The sequence below is a fragment of the Mucilaginibacter rivuli genome (genome assembly GCF_019391655.1).
In the GTDB taxonomy this organism is placed as follows: domain Bacteria; phylum Bacteroidota; class Bacteroidia; order Sphingobacteriales; family Sphingobacteriaceae; genus Mucilaginibacter; species Mucilaginibacter rivuli.
Genome location: NZ_JAHXPQ010000007.1, coordinates 94,932 through 110,282, shown reverse-complemented (window position 1 = coordinate 110,282; position 15,351 = coordinate 94,932). Strand labels below are relative to the sequence as shown.

Annotated in this window: 13 protein-coding genes; 3 read left to right on the top strand and 10 right to left on the bottom strand. The window is 43.5% G+C overall.

What is annotated here, in order from left to right; translation table 11 throughout:
• Positions 1–23: 23 nt before the first annotated feature.
• Complete coding sequence (locus KXQ82_RS16360; protein WP_219489530.1) at positions 24–677, bottom strand: hypothetical protein; 654 nt, start codon at positions 675–677, stop codon at positions 24–26.
• 252 nt (positions 678–929) lie between these two features.
• On the opposite strand from KXQ82_RS16360, the gene KXQ82_RS16355 reads away from it, so the two are divergent.
• The 3 genes from KXQ82_RS16355 (at position 930) to dapA (ending at position 4,240) form a co-directional block, all read left to right on the top strand.
• Positions 930–1,109: a cysteine-rich CWC family protein gene (locus KXQ82_RS16355; protein WP_219489529.1), complete on the top strand. Its 180-nt coding sequence runs from the start codon at positions 930–932 to the stop codon at positions 1,107–1,109.
• 107 nt (positions 1,110–1,216) lie between these two features.
• A complete protein-coding gene (ligA, locus tag KXQ82_RS16350; protein WP_219489528.1) occupies positions 1,217–3,235 on the top strand; it encodes an NAD-dependent DNA ligase LigA in 2,019 nt (672 codons plus the stop codon).
• A 123-nt stretch (positions 3,236–3,358) separates the two neighbouring features.
• Positions 3,359–4,240 carry a 4-hydroxy-tetrahydrodipicolinate synthase gene (gene dapA, locus KXQ82_RS16345; protein ID WP_219489527.1) on the top strand — a complete coding sequence of 294 codons (882 nt, stop codon included), beginning with the start codon at positions 3,359–3,361 and terminating at the stop codon, positions 4,238–4,240.
• 50 nt (positions 4,241–4,290) lie between these two features.
• On the opposite strand, the gene KXQ82_RS16340 is transcribed toward dapA, so the two are convergent.
• The 9 genes from KXQ82_RS16340 to murD all read right to left on the bottom strand — a co-directional run bounded on the left by KXQ82_RS16340 (position 4,291) and on the right by murD (position 15,350).
• A complete protein-coding gene (locus tag KXQ82_RS16340; RefSeq protein WP_219489526.1) occupies positions 4,291–4,467 on the bottom strand; it encodes a BF3379 family histone-like protein in 177 nt (58 codons plus the stop codon).
• A gap of 390 nt (positions 4,468–4,857) precedes the next feature.
• The gene (locus KXQ82_RS16335; protein WP_219489525.1) at positions 4,858–6,099 is read right to left on the bottom strand and encodes an aminotransferase class I/II-fold pyridoxal phosphate-dependent enzyme; all 1,242 of its coding nucleotides are present in this window, start codon (positions 6,097–6,099) and stop codon (positions 4,858–4,860) included.
• Between the two features lie 141 nt (positions 6,100–6,240).
• The gene (gene ftsZ / locus KXQ82_RS16330; protein ID WP_219489524.1) at positions 6,241–7,857 is read right to left on the bottom strand and encodes a cell division protein FtsZ; all 1,617 of its coding nucleotides are present in this window, start codon (positions 7,855–7,857) and stop codon (positions 6,241–6,243) included.
• Between the two features lie 126 nt (positions 7,858–7,983).
• Positions 7,984–9,324 (bottom strand): cell division protein FtsA, encoded by a 1,341-nt coding sequence (ftsA, locus tag KXQ82_RS16325; RefSeq protein WP_219489523.1) that lies wholly within the window; start codon positions 9,322–9,324, stop codon positions 7,984–7,986.
• Positions 9,325–9,336: 12 nt separating this feature from the next.
• Entirely contained in the window at positions 9,337–10,185 is an 849-nt protein-coding gene (locus KXQ82_RS16320; protein WP_219489522.1) for a cell division protein FtsQ/DivIB, read from the bottom strand.
• Positions 10,178–11,530: a UDP-N-acetylmuramate--L-alanine ligase gene (gene murC / locus KXQ82_RS16315; protein WP_219489521.1), complete on the bottom strand. Its 1,353-nt coding sequence runs from the start codon at positions 11,528–11,530 to the stop codon at positions 10,178–10,180. The genes KXQ82_RS16320 and murC overlap by 8 nt, the downstream gene beginning before the upstream one ends.
• A 47-nt stretch (positions 11,531–11,577) precedes the next feature.
• A complete protein-coding gene (gene murG / locus KXQ82_RS16310) occupies positions 11,578–12,681 on the bottom strand; it encodes an undecaprenyldiphospho-muramoylpentapeptide beta-N-acetylglucosaminyltransferase (RefSeq protein WP_219489520.1) in 1,104 nt (367 codons plus the stop codon).
• A gap of 5 nt (positions 12,682–12,686) precedes the next feature.
• Complete coding sequence (locus KXQ82_RS16305; RefSeq protein WP_219489689.1) at positions 12,687–13,871, bottom strand: FtsW/RodA/SpoVE family cell cycle protein; 1,185 nt, start codon at positions 13,869–13,871, stop codon at positions 12,687–12,689.
• Positions 13,872–13,967: 96 nt separating this feature from the next.
• The gene (gene murD, locus KXQ82_RS16300; protein ID WP_219489519.1) at positions 13,968–15,350 is read right to left on the bottom strand and encodes a UDP-N-acetylmuramoyl-L-alanine--D-glutamate ligase; all 1,383 of its coding nucleotides are present in this window, start codon (positions 15,348–15,350) and stop codon (positions 13,968–13,970) included.
• Position 15,351: the final 1 nt, after the last annotated feature.

The following is a 15,351-nucleotide window of genomic DNA, read 5'->3' as shown; positions in this document are numbered from 1 at the left end:
CAGTCGCATCAATAACCCAATAATTATTCTTGTGTAACGTACAAAGTAGGTGTAGTCCCTTTAACTGATTTTACCCTGCCCAGGTATTCGCGGCCCGAAAACCTGTCGAAATAGGTGATCACGGTATTGCCAATGCTTTTTAGCTTTCCGATATTATCAAAACCATCGAACTGGCTGTAATATGTTATCTTGTCATCGCCTACAGATTTAAGCCGGCCGGTGAGTTTGGGGTCGCCATCAAAGCGGTCGTAATATTTAAAGATCACCCCGTCAATCGATTTCACTTTGCCTATGTTATCAAAACCGTCGAACCTTGTGTAATAATCGACCACCATCCTACCGAATGATTTGAGTTTTCCGGTTTTATCCACGTCAAAACTATCATAAAAATCCTGGGGCACCCCGGCGAGGGTTTTCGTTTTGTTTTTGCGGTGAGCACCATCATTGGTTCCCCAATATTCAATGGTTCCTTGTCGGGATGTACCTACACGTGCTATCCCGTCGGGATCCAGTCCGATAAAAACATCGCAGGTACTATCCTGGTTAACAATTATTGATCTGAGTTCGGCCTTTATGGGCGATACCTTGAGGCGGATCTGGTATTTGTTCTGCGCGAAGCAAAAAGTGGTGAATGTGAGTAGGAGAGCAAAAAGTAAGGTAGGGCGTAAGGTTTTCATAAGCTGATATGGTTGCTTCAAATATAAGATAGATACGCATGTGAAAGGTTTAAGATATGTTAAATTTTTGGCGATGCGGTTGTTTTTTGCTATATTGTAGGGTGCCTGGGATGAAGGAGCAAAGAATAAAGAACAAGGAGAAATATTCTTACTTTATCCCCCCTGCTTTAAAATGATCGGGTTATTGATTTTTGATTTGTTGATTGTTTCTTTTAAATCAATAAATCAGTTATTCAATAAATCAAAAATTGAATGAATACTAACGAGCGAAAAAAGATTTGTCCGCGTTGCGGAACTGAGTTTGGTTGCTGTACCGAGAATTGCTGGTGCAGCGAGCTGCCGAACATTATGCCTTTAGTGCATAACGAGGATTGCTTGTGTTATGATTGTTTGAAGATGGAAATTGATAAGAAAGTGGAGCAGGTTGGATAAAAATGTTATTTGAAAATACCCAAGAATACCCAAGGGTTGGACATCGCACATTTGCATATCGGCACATTTGCACATTAAAAATTTAGTCAAATTATTATCTTCGTTGCATGTCGCCTAAAGAAGCTAAAACCCGGATCGACGCGCTTACCGCGGAATTAAAACAGCATAATTATAACTACTATGTGCTGGCCATGCCTACCATAACCGATATGGATTTCGACTTTAAGTTGAAAGAACTGGCGGAGCTTGAAAAGCAATTCCCGGAGTTTGCATATGATGATTCGCCTACGCGACGTGTAGGTGGCGAAATAACAAAGGAGTTTGAAACCGTTCGCCACAAATGGCCGATGCTGAGTTTAGGTAATACCTATAACGAGCAGGAACTGGTGGACTTTGATGAGCGGGTACGCAAGGCTATTGGAGATGATTTTGAGTACGTATGCGAGCTTAAGTTTGATGGCTTATCCATGAGTCTCACTTATCAAAACGGCAAGCTACAGCGCGCCGTAACACGCGGCGACGGGGTACAGGGCGATGATGTTACCACCAACATTCGCACCATACACAGCATCCCGAAAAAACTTGGCGAAGGCTATTATCCCGATCATTTTGAGATACGCGGCGAGGTGTTTATGCACCTCAAAGCTTTTGAGCGTTTAAATAACGAACGCGTAGAAGCGGGCGAAGTGCCTTATGCCAACCCGCGCAATTTTGCATCGGGCACCATAAAAATGCAGGACTCTGCAGAGGTAGCCAAACGCCCGCTGGATTCTTTCCAGTATTTTTTATATACCGATAAGCAGCTTTATAAAACCCATTGGGAAAGCCTGAAAGCCGTTAAAAGCTGGGGCTTCCATGTTAACGAGCATAGCAGGTTATGCAAAGGCATTGATGAGGTTTTGGCCTTCATCAGCAAATGGGATAAGGACAGGTTTGACCTGAGTTATGATATTGATGGTATTGTGATCAAGGTAAACAGTTTTGCACAGCAGCAGGAATTGGGCTTTACGGCCAAATCGCCACGATGGGCCATATCATATAAATTTAAGGCACAGTCGGTTGAGACCATTTTGGAAAAAGTGACCTACCAGGTTGGCCGTACCGGTTCGGTTACACCGGTGGCTAATTTGAAGCCGGTGCTCCTTGCGGGAACGACCGTTAAACGCGCCAGTTTGCACAATGCCAACGAGATCATCAGGCTTGACTTGCATGAGGGCGATAGTGTTTATGTAGAGAAGGGCGGCGAGATCATTCCGAAAATAACCGGGGTGAACGAAACCAAAAGAAAGGCAGGTGCCCATCCTATCGCATACATTACCCATTGCCCCGAGTGTAATGCGGAACTGATACGCAAGGAAGGTGAGGCTAACCATTACTGCCCAAATGATGAAGGTTGCCCGCCGCAGATAGTTGGTAAGATGCAGCACTTTATCGGCCGTAAGGCAATGAATATTGACGGATTGGGTGACGAAACCATTGATGCTTTTTATCAAAAGGGGCTCATTAATCATATCAGCGATATATACGAACTGCATACCCACGCTGATGAATTGAAACAGATGGACCGCTTTGGCGAGCGCTCCATTGCTAACATGCTGGAAGGTATAGAGAAATCAAAACAAATGCCTTTTGAGAAGGTGCTGTTTGGGATGGGCATTCGGTATGTAGGCGAAACGGTGGCTAAAAAGCTGGTAGCTTATTTTAAGAATATTGACGCGCTTATGGCGGCCTCGGTTGAAGAACTTAACGCGGTTGAAGAGATAGGCCCCCGCATAGCGGAAAGTCTGGTAGAATACTGGAGCGACCCGCAACATGTGAAGCAGATAGAACAACTGAAAGCCCATGGCCTGCAATTTGTAGCCGAAGAGAAAGAAATAGTGCTGGCGAGTGAAAGCCTTTCGGGGAAGACGTTTATTATTTCGGGGGTATTTGAAACTTATTCGCGCGATGAATTGAAGGATATCATAGAGGCAAACGGGGGTAAGATATTGAGCAGTATATCGCCAAAGCTCAACTACCTGGTGGCTGGTGATAATATGGGGCCTGCTAAATTGGAAAAGGCGAATAAGTTAAATATTCCTATTATATCAGATAATGAACTCATCGCTATGCTGACCGGGGATTAGTGATGATTTAAATGATCACATTGAATTTTTTAGCAGCTCAAATTCAAATCTGCGTCATCATTAAAATCAAATCATAAAAAATCAGCGGTCTATTTATTATCTTAGCACCCTTTAAAACAAATAATGAATAAATTTTACGGAACAGGGGTTGCCATGGTAACTCCATTTCAGGCAGACGGAGCAGTTGATTTTAGTGGCCTCGAGACAGTAGTTAACCATATTATTGGAGGCGGAGTTGAGTACCTGGTGATCTTAGGAACAACCGGTGAGAGCGCTACACTGAGCAAGCAGGAGAAGAAGGATGTTTGGAGCAATACCGCTAAATTTAACAATGGCCGTGTACCCCTGGTAGCCGGCATTGGCGGCAACAACACTTACGAAGTGCTGAAAAGCATGGAAGAATTTGACACCGCAGGTTATGATGCTATTTTATCGGTTAGTCCGTATTATAACAAACCCACACAGGAGGGTATTTACCAGCATTATAAGGCCATTGCCGAAAACGCGCCATTGCCTGTCATTTTATATAATGTACCGGGCCGTACCGGCAGTATGGTAAGCGCCGAAACCACTATCCGTTTGGCTAATGATTTTAAGAACATCATTGCCACTAAAGAAGCTTCGGGTAGTTTTGACCAGTTCAACTATATCATGAAGGATAAACCGAAGAATTTCCTTTTCATTTCAGGCGACGACCCGGTTACTTTACCTATGATAGCTATGGGTTGCGCCGGTGTGATATCGGTTATCGGTAACGCAATACCTAAAGAGATATCGGATATGGTGCGTTTATGCCTTAAAGGCGATTACGAAAGCGCCCGCCCGTTACATTACAGCATGATAGAGTTTACCCGCCTGATGTTTGCCGAAGGCAACCCTGCCGGTGTTAAACAAGCCATGAAAGAGTTGGGCGTTTGCGCCGACCATGTACGCTTGCCCCTTACCAAAGTAAGCAGTGCCACTGCTGCCAAAATATCTGCTGAATTACAGCACCTTATAAAATAAAAAAAACCCGGCTTAGGCCGGGTTTTTCATCATAAAAAATTTCTTTCTTATTATTTAGCGTTTTTTGAGTTCTGAACTTCTAAGCGGATTGCTTGTGCTAAGTTTTTCAGATCTTGCATGCCTTTACGAACACGTGTTCCGGCTGCGCTGTTTCCTTTGTTGTAGAATTTGTCAGCATCACCTTCTAATGACGCGATCAGGTTTTTTACTTCTGTAAATTTTTCCATTGTTAGTTACTCCTTTTAATATGAGGTTAAAATTGTTTTAAACTGAAGCTAATGTAAAATGTTTTTTTGTGAATTAAAAGCATTTATAACATAAAATAGTGCCTTTAGATGGGTTTTTTTCCACATTTTATAGAGTTTTCACATTAAAAAATATATTATTAATTAATTATTAAACATTTCATAAAATATCATATCAATCAATACTGAAATATAACATAAAAATGACTAAAACACATTTGATATATTTAACAAAATTAAAAAATAAGATTGTATTAAATACAATAAATCGGATTTAATACCAACAAAACACAACTTATTAAATACATAAAACATATAGCAATAAAAAAGTCCCGCCAAACGGGACTGTATGTTTAAACATGCTTATACTAATTAAGCAAGCGCTACTTTTTGTTCGCGGTAGTAACCCGACTTAAGTTTCTCCCCTACTTCGGTAAAGGCAGTTAGGGTACGTTCTACATCTTCCAGGGTATGTACCGCCGTTGGGATCAAGCGAAGTTGTATCAAACCTTTCGGGATAACCGGGTAAACCACTATCGAACAGAAGATCCCATAATTTTTACGCAGGTCCATTGTCAGGGCGGTGGCCTCGTTCAGGTCGCCTTTTAAAAACACAGGGGTTACCATGGTATCAGTTACACCTGTATCAAAGCCATGTTTTTGTAAGCCGGTTTGCAATGCTTTTGAGATTGACCACAGCTTCTCGCGAAGTTGAGGACTGGATTGCAGCAACTCTAAACGCTTGTGTAAACCCATTACCATTGGCATAGGCAAAGCCTTTGCAAATGTTTGCGAGCGCATATTATAGCGCAGGTAATTGGTAATCTCTTCGGTTGACGCTACGAAAGCCCCTATGCCTGCCATTGATTTAGCGAAGGTACCGAAGTATATATCCACACCATCTATACAATCCTGGTGCTCGTGCGTACCGGCACCTGTTTTACCCATGGTACCAAAACCATGCGCATCGTCAATCAGTAAACGGAAATCGTATTTATCTTTTAGCGCGATAATGTCTTTCAATTTACCCATAGCACCCGACATACCAAATACGCCTTCGGTTATCAGTAATATACCGCCGCCGGTTTCGGCAACCATTTTAGTAGCACGCTCCAATTGCTTTTCGCAGCTTTCAAGGTCGTTATGTTTATATACAAAGCGCTTACCCATATGCAGGCGAACACCATCAACAATACAGGCATGCGACTCGGCATCGTAAATAACCACATCGTTCCTGTCAACCAAAGTATCAATGATAGATACCATACCCTGGTAACCGTAATTCAATAAAAAAGCATCTTCTTTACCCACAAAATCGGCCAGCTTACGCTCTAACGATTCGTGGTGAACTGAGTTACCCGACATCATGCGGGCACCCATAGGGTAAGCCATACCGTAATCGGCCGCGCCTTTTGCATCTGCTTCGCGCACTTCGGGATGGTTGGCCAGGCCCAGGTAATTATTCAAACTCCAAACTAAGTGTTCTTTACCCATAAACTGCATGTGTGCAGCTATATCACCTTCTAACCTCGGGAATGAAAAGTAACCATGTGCCCATTTTTGGTGCTGGCCCAGGGGGCCCATGTTCTTTGATATTTTTTTAAACAGATCCAAAACTTACAAATTTTTATTGTGGCAATAGCTTCAAAGATAAAGCTTAACGAGAGGATTTACAACAACTATAACTTATTATGATAGCTTATAACAAAAAACCCCTTGTATTACTACAAAGGGTTGGGCTAAATGTTTTATAACTCAGTCAACATTATCATGCAGGAAAGAGTTGTTGTTCCTGATCTCGGTTTTACCTTCATCATCCGTTAGTAAGCTGAAGCGGGATATCTGGCTTTCTGATGATGATGGTGTTTCCTGTAAAGCTATTTCTTTACGTTTATACGCTGGTACATTCTCCAACTCCTGGATGCTTCCGTTACGCAGTTTCATGCTCAGGTCCTTCAATCGCATGATACGCTCACGGGATTTACGTAATTGTTCCTCGATCGATTCGTCGGTTTTGTTATCATCGGCACCAACAATTGGCTCCGGTTCCGGTTCAATTACGGGTTCAACATATGCTTCAACCATTGGCTCGAAAACTACTTCAGGCTCAGAAAGCTTGAAAGTCATTTCAGGTAGCTCTGATGATTCCAGTTCTTCGGTAGCATCTTCCATTCCGAAAGCGTACTTTATTACCGGTGCAGGTGCAGGCTCTTCGCTTTTTGGTGCAAACAAATCAAACAGGCCTGTTTGTGGTTGCTCTTCTTTAGCGCCTTTCATGTAAATACCTGTAGTTTGCTCCTCTTCTTCCTTTTTAGGAATGGTGATAAACTCGTTAACTACAGGGCGAACCAAAGGTTTCTCCGGCTCAAGCATATTGATGATCTTTTTGGTACTTTGCTCGCGCTCACGCTCATCTTTGGTTTGGAAACCTGTAGCTATAATGGTTACAGATATCTTCTCGCCCAAAGCCTCGTCGCGGCAATTACCCCAGATCAGGTCGGCAGCCAAACCTGCTTCTGATTGTATATAATCGGTAATAATGCTCACCTCATCCATAGTTACCTCTTTTGAACCCGAGGTAATATTTAACAGGATGTAGCGTGCACCTTCAATTTCGTTATCTTTTAACAGTGGTGATGATAAAGCACCTTCAACAGCTTTAAGGGCGCGGTTATCACCTTCGGCAGCACTGCTGCCCATTATGGCTACGCCGCTGTCTTTCATAACAGTGCGCACATCCTTAAAATCAACGTTAATGTATCCCGGCAAGGTAATGATCTCGGCAATGCCTTTGGCGGCAGTTGTTAAAATATCATCGGCCTGCGCGAATGCCGAGCCTAAGGTTAGGTTGCCAAATATCTCGCGTAACCTGTCGTTTGAGATAACAAGAAACGAATCGACATATTTTTTAAACTCTTCCAAACCTTCTTCGGCCTGCATTTTACGACGCTTGCCTTCAAAAGAGAACGGTGTAGTAATGATACCAACAGTAAGTATATCCAACTCGCGTGCGGCTTTGGCAATGATAGGGCTTGCGCCTGTACCTGTACCGCCACCCATACCCGCAGTGATGAAAAGCATTTTGGTGTTAACACCCAACATTTGCTTAATATCATCTATGTTTTCGATAGCTGAGTTTTTACCTACTTCGGGGATTGAGCCTGCGCCCATTCCTTCGGTTAAACTTGCACCTAGTTGTACCTTGTTAGGTATAGGGCTTAACTCTAATGCCTGGGCATCAGTATTACAGATAATAAAATCGACACCTGTAATGCCGGCCTTGTACATGTGGTTAACAGCGTTGCCACCACCGCCGCCAACACCAATAACTTTGATGATGGACGACTTTTCTTTTAACATCTCAAACTGCATAATCCTTGTGTTCAGTTATATGTGAATGACGATAGATCAGACTTTAACTCATGTAATAATAAGCGTTTTTCCACACAGTTTATCCACAAACGTTGATAATGTGGAAAAGTCGCTTTTTGTTGAAAATTACTTTAAAAAGTCCTCGTCTTTGATATCGTCCTTAATAAATTTTTTCCCTGTCTCTAATATCTTACCAAACAAACCAAACTTTTTCTCTTCGGTATATTTTACTTTTTCGATGCGGGTTTCTACATGTACAGGCTGCTCAGAATCTTCCATTTTCTGGATGCCCTTTATCAGCAAACCAATACCTGTGGCAAAGGTTGGGCTCTGTAACTCTTCGTAAGTACCTTTTGGTAATACCTCGTTTTTGGCCAGGTGCTCGTTAGGGTAACCTACACGGCAATCTAAACCTGTAACATACTCTACCAATTGTGGCAGGTGTTTCATTTGCGCGCCACCACCGGTTATTACAATACCACCAATCAGTTTCTTTTCATAACCGGATGATTTGATCTCATAGTACACATGCTCTACAATCTCTTCCATACGTGCCTGTATTACATAGGCAAGGTTTTTAACTGATATCTCTTTAGGTTCGCGGCCACGTAAGCCCGGTACACAAACAATCTCATTGTCTTTATTCTCATCGGCCAAAGCAGAGCCAAAACGGGTTTTCAATTGCTCGGCTATGTTGCGCATTACAGAGCAGCCTTCGCGGATATCTTCGGTAATGCTGTTACCGCCAAACGGAATAACCGAGGTATGGCGTATAATACCTTCGTGGAATATGGCCACATCGGTAGTACCGCCACCTATATCAACCAGCACCACACCGGCTTCTTTTTCCTCATCGCTCAACACAGATTCCGACGAGGCCAAAGGCTCTAATATTAGTTCCTGGCTTTCCAAACTTGCTTTGTTAACACACTTTACAATATTTTTAATAGCAGTTACCTGGCCCGATATGATATGGAAATTCGCTTCGAGCCTAACACCTGCCATCCCGATAGGATCTTTTACACCAGGTTCGTTATCCACAGTAAATTCCTGCGGTAATACGTGGATAATCTCTTCGCCCGGGGGCATTACAAGGTTGTACATGTCTTCTATCAACTTTTCAATATCCTTGCGGGATATTTCTGAAGCCAGGTCGCGACGGGTAATTAAACCACGGTGCTGCAGGCTTTTGATATGCTGACCGGCGATGCCGACATTAACTACCTTAATTTCGACATTGGATTGCGCGCTGGCGATATCAACCGCGGCAATAATGCCCTGCACGGTTTTATCGATGTTTGATACCATGCCACGCGTAACCCCTGCGGATTCCGCCTTGCCGATACCCAGCACTTCAATTTTACCATTTTTGCTCCTGCGGCCAACAATAGCGCAAATTTTTGTAGTACCGATATCTAATCCTACTACAATTGGCGAACTTTTTTCGTTTGTAAAACCCTTGTCCATATCAATGATCTATTAATGTTGTAATTGTGTTGTTACTTGTTTGGTGCTATCCGGTTTGGCTTTAGCCGCCGAATCTGTTTTTAAAATCGTATTCTTTACGCCAACTATCTGGTTGGTGTATTTTATGTTTATTGTTTTATAGGTATCCTGCCCTACTTTTGGCAAAGCCTGTTTGTAAAAAGCCAGCAGGTTATCAAATTTTATCTTTAGCGAATCGGCATTACCTAATAATATCCTTTGGTTACCTACACGCGGTATCAGCTCCAACTCATGGTTCTGATCTACATATACCTGTACGATCTGCGCGTTCCATAAAGAATCGCGACGGATAAAATCTGCGGTTTTGAACAGTTGCTTAGCAATATCAGTATGTAATGAATCTACACGATTTGCAAACAACTCATCCACAAATCCATTTGCCACCAAAACCTTCGCGGTAAAGTTTGGCGATAGCGGTATTTTTAACCCATGCTGATCAATATAATAATCCTGATCGAACCGGTTAACTACCCTTAAAATGGGCTGGCGCTGACTGATCTCGACCATAATTACACCATCCATATCTACATATACCTTAGCAAACTCAATAAAGGGGTTAGCCTTCAACTTGGTTTCCAGCAAATGGATATTGATATTATCTACTTTACGGCCTATCAAGCCATCGCTTTGTACACCCAGAATATTATCTACTTCCTCCTTATCGATAAAATACTGGCTGCCGGGTATGTATATCTTAATGTCTTTACAAACCACTTCGGCTTTTTTTATGTTGATGAAACTCATCAGCACAATAACGCCACTTAGGGTTGTCAACCAGCCCAATCCTATAAAAACCTTACGCCAAATTGGTTTCTTAAACATGTAAAGCTTGTTTTAAGGGTTCAACCAATGTGTCAATATCTCCTGCACCTACAGTTAATAGCAGTTCGGGTTGCCCGGCTTTTACCGTTGCTACAACATCGCTTTTGCTTAACAGGCGTTTATTTGTCAAAGTCATTTTATCCAGCAGCATGGCCGAGTCCACCCCAGCAATAGGTAGCTCGCGGGCCGGGTAAATATCCAGCAGCAGCAGTTCATCGCTCATGCTTAATACCTCGGCAAAGCCATCGGCAAAATCACGGGTACGGGTAAACAGGTGCGGCTGAAAAATTGTAGTCAACTTTTTATTTGGATACAGTTTTTTTACTGATGAGATGCAAGCACGCAACTCTTCGGGATGGTGCGCGTAATCATCAATGTAAATATGCTCCGACGTTTTAACAACATATTCAAACCGGCGCTTAACACCACGGAAAGAAACCAGCGCGGCTTTTATCGCTTCGGGATCGCAGCCAACAAACAGCGCGGCCTGTATAGCGGCAGTGGCATTCTCCACGTTATGCGTTCCCGCGATGCCGAGTTCAATATCTTTTATGGTAACTGTGCCGTTATCAAAATCGAACCAAAAGGAGCCGTTTGCGATACGGATATTCTTTGCCATTACATCAGCATCTTCTTTTATCGAATATGTTAAGCCAGTATCCAATGGCAAACCTTTTTTATAGATCAATTTTCCGCCTTCTTTCAGTTGCGATGCAAACTGTTTGAAGGAATCGGTTAAATGCGAATGATCGCCGTATATATCCAGGTGGTCGGCATCCATTGATGTGATGACCGCGATATCCGGGTGCAGGGTCAGGAATGAGCGGTCATACTCATCGGCTTCCACCACCACAATATTGCTTTTGCCGAACAGCACATTTGTGTTATAGTTAGACGCGATGCCGCCTAAAAACGCAGAGCAATCTTTACCACACGATTTAAGCACATGCGCTATCATGCTCGACGTAGTGGTTTTGCCATGTGTACCGGCAACGGCGACGCAGAATGAACCTTTACTTAAAATACCCAATACCTGCGAACGCTTTTTGATATCGAAACCTTTACCCTTTAAAAAATTCAGGATAACCGAATCTTTAGGGATGGCAGGTGTGTAAATAATTAGCGTAGCGTTATCCGGTTGGCGAAACTCAGCAGGGATCAATTCAGCCTTGTCTTCAAAAACGATGTGCATGCCTTCGGCTTGCAGCTCATCGGTGAGGTGTGTTTGTGTTTTATCATATCCGCAAACCATACAGCCCAGGTGGTTAAAGTACCGTGCAAGGCCGCTCATACCGATGCCCCCGATACCTATTAAATAAACCCGCTGTATGTTGCTCAACTCCATTTTCTCTCTTTAAAAGCTTCCCCGTTTTTGGACCGGGGAAGCTTACTTTAATTGTTATTTGTTATTTGGATAACTTCTTTCGCAATAACCTCATCGGCATTTGGCATTGCCAGTTTGCCTATGTTTTTGCTTAATTCTTTTTGTTTGTCTTTATCGTTTAATAATTCCAGTGCTTTATCAATCAGTTTTGCCTCGGCATCCCTGTCGGGGATAAAAGCCGCGGCGTTTGTACCTACCAGCGCCAGCGCGTTCTTTGTCTGGTGATCTTCGGCTACGTTTGGCGATGGCACCAGGATAACCGGTTTTTTGATCACACATAACTCGGCAATGGTACCTGCCCCGGCGCGAGAAATGATGATATCCGCGGCAGCGTAAGCAAGGTCCATCCGGTTTAAAAACTCCATGATACAGATGTTGGGGTTATGATCGGACCCTAATTTCTCCATCATGCTGTTATAATAGAACTTGCCTGTTTGCCATATTACCTGCACATCGGCAGCGATGATTTTATCCAAGCCTGCCAGTACACTTTTGTTTAATGTACCCGCGCCCAGGCTGCCGCCTGTTACCAGTATTGTTTTTTTGTTCGGCGAAAGCTTTAACAGCTCCAGCGCCTGCATCCGTTTATTTTCGATATCTACCGAATCTTTACGGATGGGATTGCCTGTTTTAATAATTTTTGATGCAGGAAAGAATTGCTCCATCCCATCAAAAGCGACACATATTTTATCAGCCTTTTTACCCAGCCATTTATTGGTGATACCGGCGTAAGAGTTTTGTTCCTGTATTAACGTAGGGATACCTTTCAAACCTGCGGCATACAATAACGGACCCGAGGCATAACCACCCACACCTACCGCGGCATCGGGTTTAAAATCTTTAATGATCTGCAATGCCTTGCGCACGCTGCCGATCAGCTTTATAGGGAACATCAGGTTTTTAACAACGGACTTGCGCTGGATACCCTGGATATCCAAACCAATAATTTTATAACCCGCGGCCGGAACCTTTTCCATTTCCATACGGCCGTTAGCGCCCACAAAAAGGATCTCGGTTTTCGGGTCGAGCTTTTTCAAAGCATTGGCAATAGCAATAGCCGGGAAGATGTGCCCTCCTGTACCGCCGCCGCTTATGATTATCCTTTTTGCCATTGTCCTTATGCTAATTGAACGTTATCATTAATCTCTCCAACTACTACTTTTCGTGGCTCATCATTATCTTTACTTACCGACAGGATGATGCCGAACGCTATGCTGGTAAACAGGATAGACGTACCACCCATACTGATGAGCGGAAGCGGCACACCCGATACCGGGCCTAAACCCGTTGCTATCGCCATGTTGGCAAAAGCCTGTATGGTTAAGCTGAAACTTAAACCCGCTGCCAGTAATGCGCCAAAGGCTTTTGGCGCTTTGGTTACTATCCTTACGCACCTGAACAACAGGAACAGATACAGGCCTATTAATATAATGCCGCCTATCATGCCGGTTTGCTCTACAATGATGGCGTATATCTCATCAGAGTAGGCTTCGGGCAGGTAATTTACTTCGGTGCTTTTGCCGATGCCTTTACCAAGCACACCGCCGGTAGCGATAGCTATTTTGGCATGATCAGACTGGAATGTTTTATCTGAACTTGCTTTTTCGTGGTGCAGGAAGGTGTGCATACGCGATGCGTAAGTGTGGCGGCGCGGGCCCAGGAAAACAACACCTGCCAATAACACGGCTCCGGCTAAACATACAATAGCTATTTGTTTAATACTGATACGACCTATGATGAGCAATAAAATGCTTACACCAAACAACATTAACGCAGTAGAAAGGTTGGCCAGCGCTATCAAAATAAACACCACGCAAACCGACCCCATAATGGGGATGAAGGATTCTTTAACATCCTTAATGTTTTCTTGCTTACGCGATAGTAAACGGGCCAGGTAAGTTATCAGGGCAAGCTTTGCCAAATCGGACGATTGGAAGCTTAAGCCTGTACCCGGTATAGGTATCCAGCGGCTGGCATCGTTAATGTGGCTGCCAAATACCAGTGTATAAAACAATAAGGGTATGGTAATAACCATTAACAGTTTTGATATGCCTGCGTAATAGCGATAATCCAATTTATGCGAAATATACATCAAGGCAATACCGGCGGCTATCATGGCGAAATGCTTCATCAGGATAGACTCGGGTACGCGGCCTTGTTTATAGGCCAAAGTACCAATGGCGCTGTATACCGAAAGCATAGAAATTACAGACAATAAAATAACGATAAGCCATATCCAGCGGTCGCCGCGGGTTTTGCTTAGCATGGTGGCTATGTATTGTTTACCTTCTGTTAGTTCCATTCTTCTGTCGATAGTCCATGGACCATAGTCCATAGTTGTTTTTTACTTTATGTTTTGTTACCATGGACCATCATCTATTGTCCATGGACTTTTTACTTATAGTTCTTTCACCGCTGCTTTGAACTGGTTACCCCTGTCTTCGTAATTTTTAAACAGGTCGAAACTGGCGCAGGCTGGGGATAGCAATACGGTATCTCCTTTTTTGGCCAGGTGGAAAGCCACCAGTGCTGCTTCGGACGCCGAAGCTGTGTTCACAATAATATCCACCACATCTTCGAAAGCATCGTGTATGCGCTTATTATCCTTACCCAAACAAACTATTGCCCTTACCTTTTGCTTCACCAACTCCGTGAGCATGGCGTAATCGTTCCCCTTATCTACACCACCCAATATCAGTACCACATCGCTGCTCATACTTTCCAGAGCATACCAGGTTGAGTTAACGTTGGTTGCTTTTGAATCGTTAATGAACCTGATGCCGGAGATATTGGCCACAAACTCAAGCCTGTGCTCAATGTTCTGGAAATCGGCCATGCTCTCACGAACGGTTTCGTTGCGTAGTTCGAGCACTTTGGCGATTATCCCTGAGGCCATTGAGTTGTAAATGTTGTGTTTGCCCTGCAGGGCCAGCTCGTTTAATGACATTTTAAAATGTGCTAATGGTGAGGTTTGTATATTGATCTGTTGCCCGTCGAGGTAAGCGCCGGGTTCTTCTTTGTGTTCAATTGAAAAGGGTAATCGTTTCGCTTTAAAAGTTCTTTCAGCCATGCCCTTCATTGTTTCAGGATCATCGGCACAATAAATAAAATAGTCGGCAGCGGTTTGGTTCTGCACAATGCGGAACTTTGATGCCACGTAGTTTTCCATTTTATAATCGTAACGGTCAAGGTGATCGGGGGTGATATTTAGCAACACCGCTATATCAGCCTTGAACTTGTACATGTCATCCAGCATAAAGCTGCTGATCTCGAGCACGTACCAATCAAACTTTTGCGTGGCTACCTGGTAAGCAAAGCTTTTGCCTATGTTACCTGCTAAACCTACATTTACACCTGCCCTTTTAAGGATATGGTAAGTTAAGCTGGTTGTTGTAGTCTTCCCGTTCGAACCTGTGATACAGATGGTTTTAGCATCGGTATAGCGGCCCGCAAACTCAATTTCGGATATGATGGAAACGTTGTTTTCTTTCAGCTTTTTAATGATAGGCGCCTTATCGGGGATGCCGGGGCTTTTTACTACTTCGGCAGCTTTCAATATTTCGGCTTCGGTATGTTGCTGCTCCTCGTAGCGGATGCCCCACTCGTTTAATTGAGCCTTGTATTTATCGGCTATAGCCCCAAAATCAGATACAAACACATCATAACCTTTCTTCATGGCAAGGTATGCCGCGCCTGCGCCGCTTTCGCCGGCACCAAGCACAACAAGTCTTTGCCCTTGCGGGGAGGTTTGTGTAAATGATATGTTTATGTTCTCTGTCATT

Coding starts and splice junctions, on each gene's coding strand:
- KXQ82_RS16360 (WP_219489530.1), bottom strand. CDS start 677: ATGAAAACCTTACGCCCTACCTTACTTTTTGCTCTCCTACTCACATTC.
- KXQ82_RS16355 (WP_219489529.1), top strand. CDS start 930: ATGAATACTAACGAGCGAAAAAAGATTTGTCCGCGTTGCGGAACTGAG.
- ligA (WP_219489528.1), top strand. CDS start 1,217: ATGTCGCCTAAAGAAGCTAAAACCCGGATCGACGCGCTTACCGCGGAA.
- dapA (WP_219489527.1), top strand. CDS start 3,359: ATGAATAAATTTTACGGAACAGGGGTTGCCATGGTAACTCCATTTCAG.
- KXQ82_RS16340 (WP_219489526.1), bottom strand. CDS start 4,467: ATGGAAAAATTTACAGAAGTAAAAAACCTGATCGCGTCATTAGAAGGT.
- ftsZ (WP_219489524.1), bottom strand. CDS start 7,857: ATGCAGTTTGAGATGTTAAAAGAAAAGTCGTCCATCATCAAAGTTATT.
- ftsA (WP_219489523.1), bottom strand. CDS start 9,324: ATGGACAAGGGTTTTACAAACGAAAAAAGTTCGCCAATTGTAGTAGGA.
- KXQ82_RS16320 (WP_219489522.1), bottom strand. CDS start 10,185: ATGTTTAAGAAACCAATTTGGCGTAAGGTTTTTATAGGATTGGGCTGG.
- murC (WP_219489521.1), bottom strand. CDS start 11,530: ATGGAGTTGAGCAACATACAGCGGGTTTATTTAATAGGTATCGGGGGC.
- murG (WP_219489520.1), bottom strand. CDS start 12,681: ATGGCAAAAAGGATAATCATAAGCGGCGGCGGTACAGGAGGGCACATC.
- KXQ82_RS16305 (WP_219489689.1), bottom strand. CDS start 13,871: ATGGAACTAACAGAAGGTAAACAATACATAGCCACCATGCTAAGCAAA.
- murD (WP_219489519.1), bottom strand. CDS start 15,350: ATGACAGAGAACATAAACATATCATTTACACAAACCTCCCCGCAAGGG.